We start from the raw sequence: 20168 nt of genomic DNA, 5'->3' as shown, positions 1-20168 counted from the left end.
ATCCGGCTGCGCCGGAGGCCGTTCATGAAGCTTCGTCCCGATACGCTGGCGATGACCGCCGTCCTCGCCATGCTGACGGCGCTCGGCCCGCTCTCCACCGATTTCTACCTGCCTTCGCTGCCCGAGATCGCGCGGGTGATGGAGACGGATGTGGCGGGCGCGCAGGCAACGCTCTCCTCCTTCCTGTTCGGCTTCGCCGCCGGGCAGATCTTCTGGGGGCCGCTCTCGGACCGCCTCGGCCGCAAGCCTGTCCTGCTCGCGGGCTTGAGCCTCTTCACGCTGGCGACGCTGGTCTGCGCGCTCGCGCCTTCGATCGGGGCGCTGACATTTGCGCGGGCTCTGCAAGCGCTCGGTGCCTCCGGCCCGATCGTGCTCGGGCGCGCCATGGTACGCGATCTCTATGACGGCCCGCGCGCCGGGCGGGAACTCGCGCGCATGGGCATGATCATGGGCCTCGTCCCAGCCGTCGCGCCGGTGCTCGGCGGCGTGCTGCAGGTCGCCTTCGGCTGGCGCTCGACCTTCCTCGCCTCGCTCGCCTTCGGGCTTGCTCTCGCCGCCGTCATCATGACCGTGATGCCGGAGACGCTGCGCGTGCGCTCGCCGCAGCCGCTCTCAGCCGTAGCGATCTTCCGCGGCTTCGGCGTCCTGCTGCAGAACCGCGCCTTCCGCGTCTATGTCGCGCTGACGGCCCTGGCCTATGCCGGCCTCTTCGCCTTCATCTCCGGCTCGTCCTTCGTGCTGATCGGCATCTATGGGCTGACGCCGGTCGCGTACGGCTTCTCCTTCGGCTTCGGCGTGCTCGGCTACATCACCGGCACGATCATCGCGCAGCGCCTGGTCGGGCGGCGCGGCATGGACGGCGTCATCGCCATCGGCGTCGCCTGCCTCGCCGGAGGCGGTCTCGCAATGCTGGTCGGCGTGCTCACCGGTTTCGGCGGGGCGGCAGGCGTCGTCGTGCCGATGGCGCTCTATGCCTGCGGCGTCGGGCTCACCATGCCGCAGGCCCAGGCCTCGGCGATGATGCCCTTCCCGGACCGGGCCGGCGCCGCCTCGTCCTTCAACGGCCTGTGCCAGATGCTGCTCTCGGCCTGCGTCGGGCTGCTCGTCGGCCATCTTCTCAAGAACGCGGCGCTGCCGCTGCCGCTGGTGATGTCGACGCTCGGTGTCGCCGCCCTCGTGCTGTTCCGGGCGACGCGCTCCATCCGAGGGGCGAAGGCCTAGGCTGGATCAGCCGCCGAAGAGCCGCTCGAAGAAGTTGCGCTCCTGCGGCGCCGGTTTGACCCAGGCGCGATCCGAGCTGGCCGGCTGGGCCGGCGCCGGAGTGCCGGCATCGGCCACCGGCGCGCCGTCGCCGAAGATCGTCTTCGGCGCGCCCTGCCAGAGGCCTCCGGGCAGCGGAATGGGCTGCGCGCCGGCATGGGCGGCCTTCATGTACTTGCCCCAGATCTCGCCGGGCAGGCCGGCGCCGGTCACGCGCTTCATCTTCGAATTGTCGTCGTTGCCGACCCAGACGGCCGTGACGAGCTTGGCGGTGAAGCCGATGAACCAGGCGTCGCCGTAATCCTGCGTCGTGCCGGACTTGCCGCCGACCTGCCAACCCGGGATGTTGAACTTGCTGCCGGTGCCGCCGTTCATCACGCCGTTGAACATCGTGTCCATCATCGCGAGCTGTTGCGGCTGGATGACCTGGCCGAGACCCGCGGCCTTGCGGGCATAGACGACCTTGCCATTGGTCTGGCGCACCTCGCGGATGACATAGGGCAGCACCGACTGGCCGCCATTGGCGAAAGTGGCGTAGGCAGCGGTCATCTCCAGCGGCGTCACCTCCGAGGTTCCTAGCGCCAGCGACAGGTTCGGCTGCAGGGCCGAGGAGATGCCGAGGCGCTGGGCGGTGCGGACGACTTCCTTGGGCGTCACCTCCTGGATCAGCCGGGCGGCGACCGTGTTGAGCGAATGCTGCATGGCCGTCGCCAGCGTCACCGGACCGCGGAAGGTGCGGGAATAGTTCTCCGGCTCCCAGCCCTTGATCGAGACCGGCGCGTCGTCACGGATCGTGTCCGGCGTCATGCCTTTCTCGATCGCGGTCAGATAGACGAAGGGCTTGAAGGAGGAGCCCGGCTGGCGCCGCGCCGCCGTTGCCCGGTTGAATTGGCTCTTGGTGTAGTCCCGCCCGCCGATCAGCGCGCGGATCGCTCCATCAGGCGCGAGCGACACCACCGCGCCCTGCGAGGCGTTGAGCTTCGCACCCTGTGCGGAGAGCGCATCGACCAGGGTCGTCTCGGCGCTGGCTTGCAGCTTGGTATCGAGGGTGGTGAGTACGGTCACGTCGCCCTCGACCGCGCCGATGAAGTCATCGAGCACGTCCATGACGTAGTCGGCGGCATAGTTGACCGAACCGGCGCCGACGCGCTCGGGCACCTCGGCCGGCGTGGTCAGCGCGGTCTTGGCCGCCGCCTGCGAGATGAAGCCCTGCTCGGCCATCGCCGAGATGACGAGCTGGGCGCGCTTCTCGGCAGCATCCGGGTTGCGGTTGGGCGCCAGGCGGGAGGGCGCCTGGACGAGGCCGGCGAGCATCGCCGCCTCCGCGATCGTCACCGAGCGCGCCGACTTGTTGAAGTAACGCTGTGCCGCTGCCTCGACGCCATAGGCGCCCGAGCCGAAATAGACCCGGTTGAGGTAGAGCTCGAGGATCTGATCCTTGGTGTAGGTTCGCTCCAGCCAGAGCGCCAGGATCGCCTCCTGGATCTTGCGGGCGGCGGTGCGCTCCTGCGTCAGAAACAGGTTCTTGGCGAGCTGCTGCGTCAGCGTCGAGCCGCCCTGCATGCCGCTCCGGCCGCGCAGGTTGGTGACGATGGCGCGGGTGATGCCGACCGGGTCGATGCCGAAATGCTCGTAGAAGCGTCGGTCTTCGATCGCGACGAAGGCCCTCGGCAGATAAGGCGGAATTTCGCCGATCGTGACGGTGCGCCCGCCGGTCTCGCCGCGATTGGCGAGGAGCGAGCCGTCGGCCGCGAGGATCGCGATGTTCGGCGGTCGCTTGGGGACGGTGAGCTGATCGATCGGCGGCAGCTGCGAAGCGTGATAGGCGATGAACCCGCCGAGCCCGATGGCGCACCACAGGCCGAGCACCATCGTCCAGTAGAACAGCCCGCCGAGCAGCGAACGCCGCCGGCGCCCGCGGCGCTTGCCGCCGCCTCCCCCGCCGCTGCGCTTGTTGCGCACGGGCTGGCTGCGCGGCTGCGGGCGCGGCGCAGCGCGGTGGCGGTGAAGCGGGCGATCGTCGTCAGAAACGCGCATGTCGAAATCGTCGCGGCTCGCGCCGCTCTCGTCGTCGAAGGACGGCTCGCGCCGCTCGCCCCGTTTGGTCCGGTCGTTCATCCTGCCCCGTTTCGGCCGACACGCCGCCTTCGCAAATGCGGTCAGGTCACACAGGATTCAAACATGGCGCTTTTAAGGGACGGTTAAGGGTGCGGCGCGGCAAGGAGGACACAGCCGTCGCGAGAACGTGATCAAACTTGCAAATGCGCAAACGAAATCGTCATCGAACGGGATATTGCGCAAAATCTGAAGCCCTGCCTACAAGCCGGGCGGGAAACGCGCAGGAACCTATCGTCTTTCGTTTCGTTTTCTCCGACAGAGGACACAGATGAACTCGCTCAATCGCTATGCGCCGCATGTACTCGGCCTGCTGCGTATCGTCACCGCACTGATCTTCATCCTGCACGGCACGCAGAAGCTCTTCGGCTTCCCGGCCCCACCGGCCAGTGGCGCGCTGCCCTCGGCCTTTACGCTCATGTGGTTCGCGGGCACGCTCGAACTGGTCGGCGGCCTTTTGATGCTCGTCGGTTTCCAGACCCGGATCGTCGCCTTCGTGCTCTCGGGCCAGATGGCCTTCGCCTACTGGATGGCGCATGCGCCGAAGAGCCTCTACCCGGCTCTCAACGGCGGCGACGCCGCGATCCTCTACTGCTTCGTCTTCCTCTACTTCGTCTTCGCCGGCTCGGGCGCCTTCGCGGTCGACAAGCAAAGCCGCGCCTGAGAACCAGAATTCAAAGGCCTCCGGCTCGACGAATCGAAAAGGCCCGCTTTCAACCGAAAGCGGGCCTTCTTCATAAGGAATTCGCGAGGGCTCAGACTGCGGCCGAAATCCAGCGCGACAGATCGCTCTTCGGCGCGGCGCCGACCTTCTGCGAGGCGAGCTTGCCGTCCTTGAACAGCATCAGCGTCGGGATCGAGCGAATGCCGAACTGCGCCGGGATCTGCTGATTCTCATCGACGTTCATCTTGACGATCTTGACCTTGCCGTTGAGCTCGGTCGCGATCTCCTCGAGCGCCGGGCCGATCATGCGGCAAGGGCCGCACCATTCCGCCCAGAAATCCACCACAACCGGCTCGGACGACTTCAGGACATCGGCCTCGAAGCTCTGATCGGTTACCTTGCTCGTTGCCATGACTGGCCGCCTTTCGGTTTCAACGGGCGGCAGTGCCACCCTTCGCCAGCGAAGCTATGAACGCCCGCCCCTCCGGTCAAGGCGCGTGCATCGCAGGGCTGAGGCGAGGCCGGCGCGTCACGAGCCGCCCGAGACCAGGCTCGCGCCGACATTGATCGCCATGGCCAGGATCGAGGTGTTGAAGACGAAGGCGAGGACAGAATGCAGCAGCACGACGGCGCGCGCCTGCCGCGTCGTCACGCCGATGTCCGAGGTCTGCGAGGTGCAGCCGATCGTGTAGGAGAAATACAGGAAATCGACGTAGTTCGGATCGGTCTTGCCCGGAAAATCGAGGCAGGGCTTGGCCTTGCCACCGCGATAGTAGATGCCGGCGTAGTGCAGCGTGAAGAAGGCGTGCAGCAGCGTCCATGAACACAGGATCGTGACACCGCCCAGTGCGAGATGGGAGCCGCGCTCGCCGGCCGGAACCGCCCCGATGCCGCTGAGCTGAACCACGATGGCGACCAGGCTGGCGCTCGCCGCCAGGCAGGCGATGATGAGGATGGCGAAGGCGCCCTCGTCCTGCCGCTCGGCCCGCGCCCTGATCTCGTCGACCGACTCGGTGAACATCGTCGAGCCAAGCAGGCCGAGATAGAAGATCGCGCCGGCATCCCAGGCCACCAGGAAGCGCGTTGCCCACCGCCAGTCGCCGGGTAGCAGCGCCGCCAACCCCACGCCGGCACCCAGGGCCGCCAGAAGCCGCGGACGCAGCAGCAAGGATGGCAGGAGCTTCATGGCCGGGACGATCCCTAGAGCATTTTCGAGCGAAGCGGACACCGATTCGCGTGAAGAAAATGCGATAAAACAAAGAGATAGAGCACTTCCGCGTTTCGGAGAAGCGCGGGAGTGCTCTAGGAGAGGCCGACGCTATCGTTCGCCGCCGTACCGGCCAAGGCGAGAAGCGCCGCGTCGAGTTGCGCGGCAGCAAGCTCGAAATGGGCGAGATTCGCGGTGTAGACGACCAGCGCCCGGATTGTCCGACCCGGATAGATCTCCCGCATCAGCGCGGCATAGGCCGCGAGCTGCGCCAGCGTCCCGGCCGAAATCGCATCGGCTCGCTCCGGCGGCCGGGCCGTCGTCTTGAAATCGGCGATGACGACGCTGTCGGCCGTGACGGCCAGGCGGTCGATCCGGCCCGATACCGCGCGCACCGCACCGTCCGGCAAGCGGATGGCGCCGGCAACGGGCACCTCGGCCAGCGCCCCTTCGGCGAAGAGTGCGGCAAGGGCGGGCTCATCCAGCAGAGCAAGCGCCTGGGCGACGATGCGGGCTCGCCGTTCCGGGGGCAGCGCGCCGCCGCGCGCCTGCGCCAGCGCCTCGGCCGCCCCGGCGCGACGCTCGACCGGCGCATCAGGCAGGAGCTGGAGCAGGAGATGCGCCAGCCGGCCGGCGGCAGCCGCCTCCGCGAGGAACGGGCCGTCGCCCGGCCGCTCCTCGCCATCGGCTGCCGAGAGGGCGCTCGACGGCTTCAACGGCGGCGCGGGCTCGGCCTCGCGCGCAACCGGCTTCGTCAGCCAGATGGGCGGCGCCAGGGTCGGCTCGCCTCCAGGAGCTTCGATCTCCTCGCCCATCGAAACAGGCGGCGTGACGGAGAAGCGCAAGACCGCCTCCTCGCCCTCGCCGATCTGGCGCAAGCCCGCCTCCGACTGGGCGAGCCCTTCCGCAATCATCGCGTACCAGCTTCCGGCCGGCGCCTCGCCCTTGGGCTGCGCGCCGCAGACGATCAGGCGATCCTCGGCGCGAGTCATGGCGACATAGAGCAGGCGGTGATGCTCCTCGACCATCTGCGCGACGACGATGGCCTTGGCCGCGGCGGTCGCCTGCGTGTCCTCGGCGCTCGCCGGTGGCCAGATCGGGACGAGGCCCGTGCGCAGCGCCGGCACGGCGAGGATCTTCGGCAGGCGCTTGGCGCCGGGCTCGACGCCGAGATCGGCGAGGATCACGATCTTCGCCTCGAGTCCCTTCGAGCCATGGACGGTCATGACACGGACCTCGCCGGCACTGGCCGAGAGGTCGCGCTTCACGTCGGCGGCGCTGCCGGTGACGTGCTGGAGGAAGCCGGCGAGCGAGGGGCCGTAGCGCCGCTCATGGTCGAGCGCGGCGTTGAGGAAGGCATCGAGCGCATCGCCCGCTTCAGCGCCGAGCCGGGCCAGAGCGAGATTGCGCCCGCCGCCGGGGCCGAGCAGCCCGGCGAAGAAGCGGAAAGGGCCGGAACGGCCGGCCTCGCGCGCCCAGCCGGCGAGCTTGGCTTCGGCAGCGGCATAACGCGGCTCGCTCGCCGCAGCTTCCTGCAGGGCAGCTCGGAGCGAACCCGTGCGGCCGGGCGCGAGCCGCAGCAGATCGTCGTCGTTCAGGTCGATCAGCGGCGTCTTCAAAGCGGTGGCGAGCGTCAGGTCGTCGTCCGGCAGCAACAGCGCCCGGCCGAGCACGACGAGATCCTCCACCGCCGGATGCTCGGCCAACGTCAGCCGGTCACGGCCGGTGACGGGCACGCCGGCATCCTTCAGCGCCTTGACGATCGCCTCGAAGAGAGCGCCGCGCTGGCGCAGCAGGATCATCACGTCGCCGGCGGCGAAGGGGTTGCCGCGGTCGTCGCGGCGGTCGCGATGCCAGCGCTGCAAGGTCCGTGCGATGCGTTCGGCGAGCTTTACCGTGCCGCCGCGCCGCTCCGGCGCATCGACCGGCGTGGTCCAGGCGTCCGGCGGCTCGCCGGTGTCGTTGGCAGCTACAGGCCAGATATCGACCGTTCCGGGCGCGCTGCGGCGCACCGTGTCGTGCATCTCCGGCCGTGCGGCGCCGTCGAAGACGAGACCGCGCGCATGGTCGGGCAAGGCGAAGACCGCATCCACCGCTTGCATGATATCCGGTGCCGAGCGGAAGGAGGTGTTGAGGCTGATCGCCTCGAAGGCGAGTTCCGCCTCCGCGACGCGCCGGCCGAGCGCACGGCGCTCCTCGCTGAAGGCGGCGGGCGCGGCACCCTGGAAACCATAGATCGACTGCTTCTCGTCGCCGACCACGAAGATCGTACGCGGCTTCGGCCTGAGGTCGCCGCCGCCGGTGAATTCCTCGGCGAGCTTGCGCAGGATCGCCCATTGCGCCTCGCCGGTGTCCTGCGCCTCGTCGAGCAGGATGTGGTCGATGCCGGCATCGAGCTTGTAGAGCACCCAGGCCGCCTCGACCCGCTCAAGCAGCGAGCGCGTCCGGGCGATCAGGTCGTCATAATCGAGCAGCGAGCGCAGGCTCTTCTGGCGCTGGTAGGAGGCAAGCATGCGCGTGACCAGCAAAGCGAGCGCCGCGCTGCGGTCGCGGATCGCGATAGCGTTGACCGCGTCCGCCGCCGTCAGCAGGCAGGCGGCGAGAGCCTCCAGCGTCGCCAGCACGGCGCCGTCGAATTCGGATTTGCCCTTGCCGCGGATGTTCGCATTGATCGTGCCGGCCTCGGTGATGAAACCGCGCCTACAGAAGGCAATGGGGTCGCCGTCGTCCTGCCCGGCAAGCAGGGCGCGCAGGTTCGCGGCGAGGTTCTGACGCGTCGCGCTGCCGGCCTGCAACGCCTCGATCAGCGCTTGCAAACCCGGCAAGGCGGCAAACTCGGCGCGGAACTGGCGCTTCACCGTGTCGGCATCGAGATCCGCGTCGATGCCGAGGAAGGCGGCGATGCCTGCTTTCATCACAGCAGGGTCGCGGGCACGGCCGTTCTCGTCACTGAACAGCGCGCGTTGGCGCAAAGCCTCCTGCACCATCGTCTCGAAGGAATCCTGCGCCGCGAGCTGCGCCAGCAGATCGAGCGCGCGGGCCTCCGCTCCGCCCGGATTCGCGGCGACCAAGGCCAGCAATTCGCGCCGCGCCTCGCGCAGCATCTCGGCCTGGGCGAGATCATCCGCCACCTCGAAGCGCGGCGGCACATTGGCCTCGAAGGGCGCGGCCTGCAGCACGCGGGTGCAGAAGGCGTGGATCGTCTCGATGCGCAGCCCGCCCGGCGTCTCCAGCGCCTCGGCGAAGAGACGGCGCGCCTTGGCGCGCTCCGCCGCAGCGGGAACACGACCGGTCAGATTGGTCAGCTCTCTCGCAAGGACGGCCTCATCCAGCGTCGCCCAGGTGCCGAGCGCCTTGAAGATGCGGTTCGCCATGTTGGCGGCGGCCGCCTTGGTATAGGTGATGCAGAGCATGCGGCTCGGCTGCACACCGTCGAGCAGGAGCCTGAGGACGCGGTTGACCAGCACATGGGTCTTGCCGGAGCCCGCATTGGCCGAGACCCAGGCCGAGAGGCCGGGATCGGCGGCCAGCGATTGGCGCTGGTTGGTCAGCGGCGGGACGATCCAGCCCGGCTTCACGCCTCGCCTCCTTCGTCGCCGCCGGGCGCAGCCGACCATTCCTTGACCCGGGCCAGGTGATCATAGGGGCTGGCGTAGCGGATGTAGTCCGGCGCGCGGCGGGAGACATAGGCCTCGCGGCCGGAGCGCAAGGCATCGACGTGCTTGAGCAGGTTCTCGAGATGGCGCGCCGCGACATCGGCCAGCGGCTCGCCGTCGAAATCGAGCGGCTTGTCCTTGGCCCAGCCCTTCGGGTCGTGGTGGAGCTTCATGTAGATGACAGCCTCGACCGGCGTCGGCCCCGCGAGCCCCTTGAAGCCGGAGCGCGCCGCGAGCTCGGCTTCCAAGGTCAATTGCGGTGCGAATCCTTTTTCGACCTGCGCCTTGCTCGGCGGCGCACCGGTCTTGAAATCGACGATGCGCAGCGCCGGCTCACGCGTCAGCTCGATGCGGTCGGCGCGGCCGCTGAGCCGGAATTCGCTGCCGTCGGCCAGCTTGAAACTCGCCCCGGTGAACAGCTCGACGCCGATGCGAGCGATAACGGGCCGCCGGCGCTCCTCCCAGCGGATGTAATGCCCGGCCGTCAGCAGGAAGCGCGGCCACCAGAAAGCGCGTACCTCCGGCACGTCGTCGAAGTCGCGGAACAGCCTGTCGCCGATGGCGATAAACTGTCCCAACGCGTCCGCCGGCAGTTGCTCGGGATAGGTCGCGGTGAAGCTCTCGACGATATCGTGCAGCAGCCGGCCACGATCCTGCGCGGTCGGATCCTCGATCAGCGCGTCGAGCGCATCGAGCTTCAGGATCTTGCGGGCGTGGATCTGGTAGGGGTCGCGATAGAGCGTCTCGACCTCGGTGACGCTGAGCGAGAGCGGCTGCAATGCGCGCGGCGGGCGCGGCGCCGGCCGCGCGACCGGCTTCGCGGCTGCGGGGGCGCTCAAGAGCGCAGCGAGTCCGCGCAGACGGTCCCCGTCCGTGCGCGCCCTGCTCCATGCCTCCTTCGGCGTCACCGCCTGCAAGCGCTGCCAGAAGCGCGAGGCGATGGTCTCGGCCTCGCCGACCTTGCGCGGCCGCGTCAGCGTGATCTCGCGCGCCATCAGCGCCTGAACGAAATCATGCGCGGTCTGGCCGATGCGGCGCTCCGGCGGCGACAAGCCGAGCTCGGCGCGCATCGGCCGGTTGATGAAGGAATCGGTCGTGGTCTGCGGCGGCCAGACCGTCTCGTTCAAGCCGCCGAGCACGACATGATCGGCTTCGAGCAGGCGTGCTTCGAGCAGTCCCCAGATCGCCACGCGCGGATGGCCCGGTGTCGCCCGCTTGACCGCTCGCTCGGCGAGCAGGCCGTCGAGAATCGCGACGAAATCCTGCGGCCGTCCGCCGGGCGGCATGACTTCCTTCGCCCCGTCGAGTTCGTCGAACAGCCCGGCCAGCGCCTCGCCGTCAGGGCCGACGAAAGCGAGCGGCGTGCCGGCCTCCGTCGCGCTGACAGCGGTGACGGCCGCCCGTGCGGCTACGGCGACAACGGCAAGCGAGGGCTCGCCGAGGAAAAGCGCTTCGAGCAGCGGCGCGCAGGCTGCTTCCAGCGCATGGAGCACGCTCGCCGCAGCGGCTGCATCCTCCCCCGTCAATCGTTTACGCGGGCCGGGAACGTGTCCGGCCTCGCGCAGCTCGTTCCACTGAGCGAGCGCGACATGCAGGCCCGCCAGCCCCCGGCCGACGGCATTGCCGCGCCAGCAGCCGATCTCCAGCGCCGCGGCGCCCCGCGTCAGGGCTTCCCGGCCCAAGCCCAGCCGGCAGAGCGGATGACCAAAGAGCGGGACGAGCGAGGCCGGCGTCATATGTCCCAAGGCCGCTTCAAGGATCAGCCGCAGCAGCGACCCGGCCGGCCATCGGCCGAGCGGCTGGCCGGCGGAATCATCGACCTCGACGCCCCAGCGCGCGAGTTCGACGGCGACGCGCTCGGCAAGGCCGCGATCCGGCGTGACCAGCGCGGCCCGCGCCTGCGGCCGCTCCAGCGTCTCGCGCAGTGCGATGGCGACAGCGAGCGCCTCCTCGCGCTCGTCGGCCGTCTCGACGATACGCAGTCCGGCGAAGCCTGCTTCCGCCTCGCCGGGCGCGAAGCGCTGGCCGAGGCTGGCCCAGAGTTCCGTCACCGAGGCCGGCAGCATCGCCTCGCGCAGCAGCTCCCCCCGTGCATGGCGTGCCGCGTCGGGCACAGCAAGTTCGCGGACATCGGCGCGCTCGGCTCGAAGCGTCTCCATCAGCTGATGCAGCGCCGCCTGCGGATGCGACGGGGCGGGTTCCTTGGCGATGGCGTTCCAGGCGCGCTCGTCCAGCCCGAGATCCAGGCCGGGCAGGATGACCGCCCCGCTTGGAAGCCGAGCGATGGCCGAGAGCAGCCGCGCCGTGGCCGGGACGGTGCCGGTCGAGCCTGCGGCGATGATCGGCCCCCTCGCCCCGCCCGCGAGCAAGCGCTCGCGCTCGGCTGCCAGCATGCGATTGCGAAACTCGGCCGGGTCGATCGCGCCTTGATCAGCAAGGATCTGCGGCCAGGCCTCGCCGAGGATGGCGAGGAAGCTGGCATTGAGCTGCCAGACCCTGTCGAAACGGGCGGCGTCGAGGCCGGCGAGCTTCTCGACCGGCACGCCTTCGGTCTGCATCTGGTCGAGCAGGGCGGCGAGATCGCCGGCGAGTCCATAGGCCTCCCCCAGCGTGGCCGGCACCAGCGACGGCTCGGAAGGGTCAAGCCTGAGATGGCTGCGGTTGGCGGTGCGACCCCAGGCGTCGACGAGCCGGGTCAGCAGCATGCGGCGCTGCAGCGGCTCGACCGGAGCGAGACGCTCGCCCGTCCAGGCACCGGAGCCGATCAGCGCCGTCTCGGCTTCGTCGACATCGCCGAGCGGAACGATGCGCGGCAGCAGCAGCGGCTTGCCGCCGAGCTTCTCGGCCAGGATCGCGGTGAAGGCGCGGGCAGCGCGACGGGTCGGCAGGTAAAGCGTCGCCCGTGCCATCGCGGCCGGATCGGCCGGGTCATGGACGGGCCCCAGCCGCCCATCCAGCATCGCCCCCGCAAGCACCTCGAGGAAGGGTGCGCCGGCGGGTATGCTGAACAGGTTGAGCTCAGGCATCGACCGGCTGTGCGGCGAAGGCAGCCTCGGCCGGCGCGATCGCCTCGGGCGTGCCGACATGCAGCCAGCGCCCCTCCAGCACCTCGCCGAACAGGCGGCCGCTGGCGATGGCGCGGTCGAAGAGCAGGTTCAGCGAGAACGGCCCCTCGGGCGTCTCGGCGAAGAGCTCCGGCTTCAGGATGGCGACGCCGGCATAGACCCAGGGTGCGCTCGCTGCCGCGCCGCGACGGGTCAGGCGGCCGTCCTCTCCGAGGAAGAAATCACCGGCGCCGTCGAAGCCGAGGCTGGTCTCGCGCTCGGCGAGCAAAAGCAGCATGTCCATCTGCCCGGGGTTCCAGGCTTCGGCCATCGCCTGCATGGCGGGCCGCCCGCTTTCGCGCCAGAGCGCATCGGAATTGACGTGGAAGAACGGCGCGGCGCCGAGCAGCGGCAGCGCCTTCTTCACGCCGCCGCCGGTCTCGAGCAACTCGGTGCGCTCGTCAGAGATGGCGATGCGCGGGGTGGTGCGTCCGGCAACATGCGCCTCGACCTGCCCGGCGAGATGATGGACGTTGACGACGGCCTCCTCGACGCCGGCATCCGCCAGCCGGTCGAGCATATGGTCCAGCATCGTCTTGCCGCCGACCTTCACCAGCGGCTTCGGCAGCGTGTCGGTGATGGGGCGCATGCGCTGCCCGAGCCCGGCCGCCAGCACCATCGCCCGGCGGATCGGCAGCGAAGCGGTTGAAGTCACGCGAATCTCCCGAAGCGGACGGATGGCCATCCATAGCGTGTCATGGTCGGGCTTGTCCCGACCATCCACGTCTTCAAGGCCGTGTTCGAAGCGCGGATGCTCGCCCCCGGGGCGAGCATGACGAAGAGCCCGTTCACTCCAACTCGAACAGCTTGGGCATATGGGCCTGATACCAGCCCTTCAGCTCTTCGAGGGCGGGGTGTTCGAGGTTGCGGCGCAGATAGGTCTCGATGCGCGGCAGATGCTTGAGGTAGTCCGGCTTGCCGTCGCGCTTGTCGAGCCTGGCGAAGATGCCCGCGATCTTGGTGTTGCGCTGCGCGCCGAGGATCGCATAGGCGCGAGCGAAACCGGCGAGGTCGAAGTCGGGCGCCTCAGTGCGCCGGGCTGCGCCATAGGCAGCCAGCAGCCTCAGTTCCAACGAGGCGGGAACATCGACGCGCGCATCCTGGCCGAGCGCCGCGAGATCATAGGCGGGGTGACCGAGCACCGCGTCCTGGAAATCGATAAGACCGAGCTTGGCGAGGCCCTCGCGCCGCTCCAGCCAGATCAGGTTCGGCGAATGAACGTCACGCAGCGTCCAGGTCGTGGGCTGGGCAAGGATTTCGTCGAAGAGCTTGTTCCAGATGCGGGCGAATTCAGCCTGCGTCACCGCCGGCAGGGTGACGCCGGCGATATGCGGGGCGTACCATTCGAGGATGAGCTCGGTTTCGATCGCCAGCGCCTGCCGGTCGTATTCCGGGATCGGATGGTCTCGCCCCTCGGCCACCGGCAGGATCGCCGGCAGGGTGTGACGGTGGAGGTCGGCGAGCAGCCTGGCGGCGGCTTCGTAGCGTTCGGCGATCGGCCGACGCTCGGCGTCGATCACGCCCTCGTTGCCGAGATCTTCGATGACGAGCAGGCCGGTGTTCAGATCCTCGGCGAAGATCTCGGGCGCGGAGTAGCCCAGCGAGCGCAGGCCGCGATCCATCGCGACGAAAGCGTCGACGTTCTCGGCGAGGTGAGCCAGTGTGCTGTAGGGCTTGCCGAGGCGGATCGGCGGGCCGTCGGGACGCGGCGGCGAGATCATCAGCACGGCGGTCTCGCCGGTTGGCTGCGTCAGCCGCTCATAGGCGCGCGTCGAGGCGTCGCCCAGCATGAAATCGCGGCGCGCGCCGCCCCAGCCGGAAGCGTCGAGCAGGCGGCGCGAGGCCACGGCGATGGCGAGCCGCTGCTTCCAGAGCACGCCGCCCGAGAGATCGGCAATGCGGCCGGTCTCCGGATTGTCGGGGTCGACGTCGAGCACGATGTCGAGCCTGCGACCTGCGGGCAGGCGCGTGCCGGCGCGGTCCGGCCACTCGACCAGCGTGATCAGCCGCTCGACATCCTCGATCAGGCCGATGTCGTCGAGCTCGTCCGGCGAGCGCACGCGGTAGAGGTCGGCGTGCAGCACGAGGCCGCGCCGGGTGTCGTAGCTCTGGACGAGGGTGAAGGTCGGGCTCGGCGCCTCCAGCGCGGGGTCGTCCGCGAGGTCGCGCAGGATGGCGCGCGCCAGCAGCGACTTGCCGGAGCCGAGATGGCCGGAAAGCGCGACGATGTCGCCCGGTTTCAGGATCGCGGCGATGTCGGCGGCGAGACGCAGCGTCGCCGCCTCATCCACCAGCACGAGCCGGTGCAGGCCGGCCTTGCGGGCTTCTTCCGTCATTCAGCAGCGTCCGACAGCGGCATGCCCTGAGCCGGGAAGATGGCCGTCACCTTCGTGCCACGGCCCGGCGCGGAGTCGATCTCGACATGGCCGCCGTGCAATTCGACGATGGACCGGACGATCGATAGCCCGAGGCCGACGCCACGATGGCTCGAACCGAGAGAATGGCTCTCGAAGCGCTCGAAGACCTTCTCCATGACCTCGGCCGGGATGCCGCGGCCCTGATCGGCCACGGTGATACGGATGTCGCTGCCCTGCCGCGTCGCGCTGACGGCGACGGCCTGGCCGGGCGAGGAGAAGCCGATCGCATTGGAGAGCAGGTTGAACAGCACCTGTCGCAAGCGCTTGCCATCCGCACGCAGCGGCCCGGTGCGCGGATCGATCTCGACCTTGAGCTCAAGCCTGCTGTCGGTCAGCCGGTCGTGCAGTCCGGCCGCGGCCTGGGCGATCGTATCGGCGACGTCGACATCCTGGATCTCCAGCGTCAGCGCACCGTTGTCGATGGTGGCGAGGTCGAGAATGTCGTTGATGATGGCGAGCAGCGCGCCCGAGGAGCGCACGATATGCGAGGCATAGTCGCGCTGCTTCTCATTGAGCGGGCCGACCGTTTCGGTGCCCAGCAGCTGGGCGAAACCGATGATGTTGGTCAGCGGCGAGCGCAGCTCGTAGGAGACGTGGTGGACGAAGTCCTCGCGCAGCCGCGAGACGCGCTCCAGCGCCTCGTTCTTCTCGGTCAGCGCCCGCTCGACATTCACGCTGGCGGTGACGTCGGCGAAGGAAATCAGCGTCGCGCCGTCCGGCAGCGGCGCGGCCGCCATGTCGAGCACGGTGCCATCGCGCCGCTCCATCCGGCTGCGATAATCCTCGCGCGCATCGCGCACGCCGGTGACTACGCTGTGCAACTCGCTCCAGACCTCGTCCTGCGGGAAGAGCGGCCGGCACAGCCGAATGACCTCGTCGATATGCGGGGTGCTGGCGGCGAGATCGCCGCCCTGGATGCGCCAGGACTGGGCGAAGGCGGGGTTGGAAAGCTTGAGCCGCCCGTCCGAGCCGAATACGGCAACGCCTTCGCGCAACGAGTCCAGCGTCTCGCGCTGGGTGCGGGAGAGCGCATTGAAGCGCGATTCGAGTGTGAAGCGCTCGGTGACGTCATCGTAGAGATAGGTCACGCCGCCCTGCGGATTGGGGCTGGCGACGACATGGATGGTGCGCCCGTCCGGCAGATACCACCAATCCTCGCTCGCGCGCGTCGCGGTGTAGGCAGCCTGGGCCGCCGCCTTCCAGCTGCGGTAGTCGCCGAGCTCGGGCAGGCGCCGCTCGGCCCGGAGCCGATCGAGGATTTCGCCGTCGGTCGGCAGACCGTCGAGGAAGCCGCCGTCCAGCGACCAGAGCGTGTCGAAGCCGGAGTTGCGGTAGACGAGGCGCTGCGAGCCGTCGAAGACCGCAACCGCCGTCTTCAGCCGGTCGAGCGTGCGGACATGGGCATCCATCTGGCGCTGAAGATCGGCCCGCACCGCTTCCAGCTCGCTCATATCCGTGGCGAACCCGGCAAAGCCCGTCGCAACCGGCAGCTCGACGATGTCCAAGGTCCGGCGCTGGCCCGCGACAACCGCCGGAGCCCGTGCCGTAAAGGGGCTGCCTTCGCGCCGCGCCCGCGTCGCCGCCTCGCGCTCGGCCCGGTCGAGCAGCTCGAGACCGCCCTTCACCGCGCTCGCCGCATCGCTGGCCTCGACAGCCCGCGCATAGGCGGCGTTGACCCATGTCAGGCGACCATCGGCGTCGCGCATCCAGGCCGGGTGCGGGAGCCCCGCGAGCAAATGGGCGAGCGCCGCGTGATCCGCCGTGACGCGCTCCAATTCGCCGCGCAGCGTCATGACCTGCGCCCGCTCGCCGGTAACCTCGCGGAAGCGGATGACGGCCCGGCCCGCCACGGGCCGTCCCTCGATATCGATGAAAGGTCCGGCCTTGCTGCGCAAAGTGACCGTAAAAGCCTCTCCGCGTTCCTTCAGCGCGTCGGTGGCGAGTTCCAGCCGCTTGGCGTCGGCAGGCGCCGCCCAGCTGCCATAGGCCAGTGCGAGCGCAGCTCCTGGAGCGCCGAGAAAGCCACTGTCACCCTCGAAGACCGGCTGCGCGTCCCGCCCGTTCCAGCTCACGACGACTTGCGGGTCAGCTCCCAGAAGGATCGAGAGTCGTTCCTGATGGCTGCGCGCGGCTTCGAGATCTGCCGCCAGCTTGGCTTCGCGCTTTTGCCAGCGGGCGCGCTCGCGGACATAGAGAAGCGAGGTCGTCGCGGCAAAGACCGTCAGTCCGGTGAGCGTCAGCGAAAGCGCGCCCGTGCTCATCATGTCGACCCGCATCGGCGCCAGCCAGTGATCCTGCGCAAAGGCGGGGGCGGAAGCGACCGAAGCGGTCAAGGCAGGCAGCAATGCGCGCGGAGTCCAGTCCCCAGCCCGCCTCTGTTGCCTCAACCGTCTCATCCTGCGCCCATCATCTCGCGGCGGCCGCAGCCGCCAAATCCGCCACACTCGTCGGAATCGGCTTAGAGAGCCGGCGGAAACCGCCGTCTCGAAGGCCGATGCACGCGCACCACCACGCCAATCACATCAGAGCTTTGATCCGTTCCGCGCCATGGCGGAAGCCCGAATCACCCCCACTGTAATCATCGGTGGAGTCCGTCAGGAAGTGCTTAATCGCCGGTAAATGGAGAGATTTTCGGGCAGCCCGGTTCACCGGGAGCAAAATATCAAGAAGTAGATTCAAAATCGGCTCGACCTACAATTTGTAGTATCGCGCTGCGTGATTCCATAATGGCACAGGGATAAAAAAAGGCCCGGCGGATGCCGGGCCTTCGAGAGACTGTGCGTTGGCGCGCGTCAGTAGCGGTAGTGCTCCGGCTTGAACGGGCCGGCCTGCGACACGCCGATGTATTTCGCCTGGGCGTCGTTGAGCTTCGTCAGCTTGGCGCCGACCTTGGCGAGGTGGAGCGCCGCGACCTTCTCGTCGAGATGCTTCGGCAGGGTGTAGACCTTGTTCTCGTACTTCGCGTGGTGGTTCCACAGCTCGATCTGGGCGAGCGTCTGGTTCGAGAACGAGCAGGACATCACGAAGGACGGGTGGCCCGTGGCGTTGCCGAGGTTCACCAGGCGGCCTTCCGACAGCAGGATGATGCGCTTGCCGTCGGGGAACTCGATCTCGTCGACCTGCGGCTTGACGTTGTCCCACTTGAAATTCTTCAGGCCGGCGACCTGGATCTCCGAGTCGAAGTGGCCGATGTTGCAGACGATGGCGCGGTGCTTCATCGCGCGCATGTGGTCGACGGTGATGACGTCGAGATTGCCGGTCGCGGTGCAGAAGATGTCGCCGCGCGGGGCCGCATCTTCCATGGTCACGACCTCGTAGCCTTCCATCGCCGCCTGCAGCGCGCAGATCGGGTCGACCTCGGTGACGAGCACGCGGCAGCCGGCCTGGCGCAGCGAAGCGGCCGAGCCCTTGCCGACGTCGCCATAGCCGGCGACGACYGCGACCTTGCCCGACATCATGACGTCGGTGCCGCGGCGGATGGCGTCGACCAGCGACTCGCGGCAGCCATAGAGGTTGTCGAATTTCGACTTGGTGACGCTGTCGTTGACGTTGATCGCCGGGAACGGCAGGCGGCTGGCCTTGGCGAGTTCATAGAGGCGGTGGACGCCGGTGGTGGTCTCCTCGGAGACGCCCTTGATCGCGGCGCGGGTCTTGGTGAACCAGCCCGGATTGGCCTTGAGCTGGCGCTTGATCAGCGCGAAGAAGATCGTCTCTTCCTCATTGCCGGGCTTGTCGAGGAACTCGGCCTTGCCGGCTTCCGCCTCGGCGCCGAGGATGATCAGCATGGTCAGGTCGCCGCCATCGTCGAGGATCATGTTCGGCGTGCCGCCATCGCCCCAGGTGGCGGTCTTCAGCACATACTCCCAGTACTCCTCGAGCGTCTCGCCCTTGATGGCGAAGACCGGGGTGCCGGTCGCGGCGATCGCGGCGGCGGCGTGGTCCTGGGTCGAGAAGATGTTGCAGGAGGACCAGCGGACGTCGGCGCCGAGTTCCTTCAGCGTCTCGATCAGCACCGCGGTCTGGATGGTCATGTGCAGGCAGCCGGCAATGCGCGCATCCTTGAGCGGCGCCTTGCCCTTGTGCTCGGCGCGGATCGCCATCAGGCCCGGCATCTCGTCCTGGGCCATGTTGATTTCCTTGCGGCCGTAATCCGCAAGCGCGATGTCCTTGACGATGTAATCCGACACGGGGAGCTCCAATCCTGGCACCTGAAACGTGCCGGCTCTCTAGCAGCGACCGAGGCGGAAGGCAATCAAAGATATAAAGATGTCTTTATGTGTCGCCCGAGCGCTCGCCCTTGTGGCGAGCATCCACGTCCTGAACACCGCATTCGGCCGGCAAGGACGTGGATGGCGGGGACGAGCTCGACCATGACGGGGCGGCCTTGGGAGCCACCTTCGCTTTCGCTCCCAACGACGGGAATGCCGACCTCGCCCGGTCGCCGGGTTACTCGCCCTCGCCGAACCTGTCGGCGATCAGGGCTGCCAGCGCATCGAGGGCGGGCTTGGCCTCTGCGCCCTTGGCGACGATGGTGATCGTCGAGCCGATGCCGGCGCCGAGCGTGAGCACGCCCATGATCGAGGTGGCGCCGACAGTCTCGCCGCAGCGGCTCACCGTGATGTCGGCATCGTAGCGGGCGGCGCATTGCACGAATTTCGCGGTGGCGCGGGCGTGCAGGCCCTTCTTGTTGACGATCTCGAACTCGCCGTGGAGAGCGCCGTCGGGAACCTGGATTTCGGGGCAGTCACAATTCTCGTCCAAGCCGCCCTCCCCGGTCGCGCGCGCTTACTTGCCGGCCAACACGCGGCTGGCGACGGTGATGTACTTCCGGCCTGCATCCTGCGCGCTGGTCACGGCCTCGTCGAGGGTCTTCTCCTCGCGGACGCTGGCGAGCTTGATCAGCATCGGCAGGTTGATGCCGGCGACGACGTCGACGCGGCCGGGCTCCATGACCGAAATAGCCAGGTTGGAGGGGGTCCCGCCGAACATGTCGGTCAGGATGATGACGCCATCGCCGTTCTCGACCTGCTCGACGGCAGCGATGATGTCGCGGCGGCGGCTTTCCATGTCGTCATCGGGAGCGATGGCGATCGTCGCCAGGTATGCCTGGGGGCCGACGACATGTTCCAGGGCGGCGCGGAATTCCGTCGCCAGATGCCCATGAGTCACAAGGACCAGTCCGATCATTCAATCCAGCACCGGAGAGCGCACATCGGCGCCCGGACAAGGTCGCGGTTTATGCGGCAGGTGCGAGACAATCGCAAGGTGTCAGCCGTTAAACTTGTCAAAATCGTGGTTACAAATCCGACTCTGTGAATAAGTCGAGGGCGGTCAGGACCTGCCCTTCGTCGCCGGCGCGACCGAAGATCCGCAGGCGCGGCAGATCCAACCCGGCAATGCGATCGACCAGTTCCTCGGGCTCAGGCATCCGGGCCGGCTCTTCGCCGATGAGGTCGACGAGCAGACGCACGACGGCGGCCCCGGTGAAGGGTTCGGGCGTGAGGCCGAGGCCGCGCCGTTCGATAATCCCTTCCAGCGGCGCGACCGGCCGCGCCAGCAGACGGCCCCCAGCCGCCGTCAAGGCGACGCGATCGTCGGCGACCAACCGCGCAAAGCGACCGGACCGCCCGGCGAGGCCGATGAGAGCCAGCGCGAGGGACGACTTGCCGCTGCCGGAGGCGCCGCGCAGGAGGATGCCTGCCTCGCCGATCGCGATCGCCGTGGCGTGGATGCGCTCGCCCATCT

At 68.5% G+C, this 20168-nt stretch carries 14 protein-coding genes; 2 read left to right on the top strand and 12 right to left on the bottom strand.

The window, feature by feature from the left end; genetic code table 11:
* The first annotated feature begins 24 nt into the window (after positions 1-24).
* Positions 25-1221, top strand: coding sequence for a multidrug effflux MFS transporter (locus tag AC1DEZ_RS13205; protein ID WP_441509317.1), 1197 nt, complete (start codon positions 25-27; stop codon positions 1219-1221).
* A 6-nt stretch (positions 1222-1227) separates the two neighbouring features.
* Here AC1DEZ_RS13205 and AC1DEZ_RS13200 read toward each other — a convergent pair whose 3' ends face one another.
* Positions 1228-3378, bottom strand: a complete 2151-nt coding sequence (locus tag AC1DEZ_RS13200; protein ID WP_441509318.1) for a transglycosylase domain-containing protein — start codon at positions 3376-3378, stop codon at positions 1228-1230.
* 268 nt (positions 3379-3646) lie between these two features.
* On the opposite strand from AC1DEZ_RS13200, the gene AC1DEZ_RS13195 reads away from it, so the two are divergent.
* A complete protein-coding gene (locus AC1DEZ_RS13195) occupies positions 3647-4039 on the top strand; it encodes a DoxX family protein (protein ID WP_441509319.1) in 393 nt (130 codons plus the stop codon).
* Between the two features lie 91 nt (positions 4040-4130).
* Here the strand turns inward: AC1DEZ_RS13195 and trxA are convergent, their stop codons facing one another.
* The 11 genes from trxA to AC1DEZ_RS13140 all read right to left on the bottom strand — a co-directional run bounded on the left by trxA (position 4131) and on the right by AC1DEZ_RS13140 (position 20166).
* Entirely contained in the window at positions 4131-4451 is a 321-nt protein-coding gene (gene trxA / locus AC1DEZ_RS13190; RefSeq protein ID WP_038366779.1) for a thioredoxin, read from the bottom strand.
* Between the two features lie 117 nt (positions 4452-4568).
* Positions 4569-5225, bottom strand: coding sequence for a DUF1345 domain-containing protein (locus AC1DEZ_RS13185; protein WP_441509320.1), 657 nt, complete (start codon positions 5223-5225; stop codon positions 4569-4571).
* A 116-nt stretch (positions 5226-5341) separates the two neighbouring features.
* Positions 5342-8824, bottom strand: coding sequence for a double-strand break repair helicase AddA (addA, locus tag AC1DEZ_RS13180; protein WP_441509321.1), 3483 nt, complete (start codon positions 8822-8824; stop codon positions 5342-5344).
* A complete protein-coding gene (addB, locus tag AC1DEZ_RS13175) occupies positions 8821-11928 on the bottom strand; it encodes a double-strand break repair protein AddB (protein ID WP_441509322.1) in 3108 nt (1035 codons plus the stop codon). Before addB ends, addA begins: the two co-directional genes overlap by 4 nt.
* Positions 11921-12625: a nucleotidyltransferase family protein gene (locus AC1DEZ_RS13170; RefSeq protein WP_441510090.1), complete on the bottom strand. Its 705-nt coding sequence runs from the start codon at positions 12623-12625 to the stop codon at positions 11921-11923. Before AC1DEZ_RS13170 ends, addB begins: the two co-directional genes overlap by 8 nt.
* A gap of 169 nt (positions 12626-12794) precedes the next feature.
* Positions 12795-14342, bottom strand: coding sequence for a tRNA (adenosine(37)-N6)-threonylcarbamoyltransferase complex ATPase subunit type 1 TsaE (gene tsaE / locus AC1DEZ_RS13165; RefSeq protein WP_441509323.1), 1548 nt, complete (start codon positions 14340-14342; stop codon positions 12795-12797).
* Entirely contained in the window at positions 14339-16819 is a 2481-nt protein-coding gene (locus AC1DEZ_RS13160; RefSeq protein WP_476779788.1) for a sensor histidine kinase, read from the bottom strand. The genes tsaE and AC1DEZ_RS13160 overlap by 4 nt, the downstream gene beginning before the upstream one ends.
* 396 nt (positions 16820-17215) lie before the next feature.
* On the bottom strand, positions 17216-18610 hold the full coding sequence (ahcY, locus tag AC1DEZ_RS13155) for an adenosylhomocysteinase (protein WP_441509325.1): 1395 nt from the start codon (positions 18608-18610) through the stop codon (positions 17216-17218).
* A gap of 259 nt (positions 18611-18869) precedes the next feature.
* Complete coding sequence (locus tag AC1DEZ_RS13150; protein ID WP_441509326.1) at positions 18870-19184, bottom strand: HPr family phosphocarrier protein; 315 nt, start codon at positions 19182-19184, stop codon at positions 18870-18872.
* Between the two features lie 24 nt (positions 19185-19208).
* Positions 19209-19610, bottom strand: coding sequence for a PTS sugar transporter subunit IIA (locus tag AC1DEZ_RS13145; protein ID WP_149131162.1), 402 nt, complete (start codon positions 19608-19610; stop codon positions 19209-19211).
* A 109-nt stretch (positions 19611-19719) separates the two neighbouring features.
* Positions 19720-20166, bottom strand: coding sequence for an HPr kinase/phosphorylase (locus AC1DEZ_RS13140; RefSeq protein WP_441509327.1), 447 nt, complete (start codon positions 20164-20166; stop codon positions 19720-19722).
* Between the last annotated feature and the right edge of the window lie 2 nt (positions 20167-20168).

The organism is Allobosea sp. 10L422, from assembly GCF_056395345.1.
Note: the sequence above shows the minus strand (reverse complement) of the source record. Positions and strands in the feature narration are given on the sequence as shown.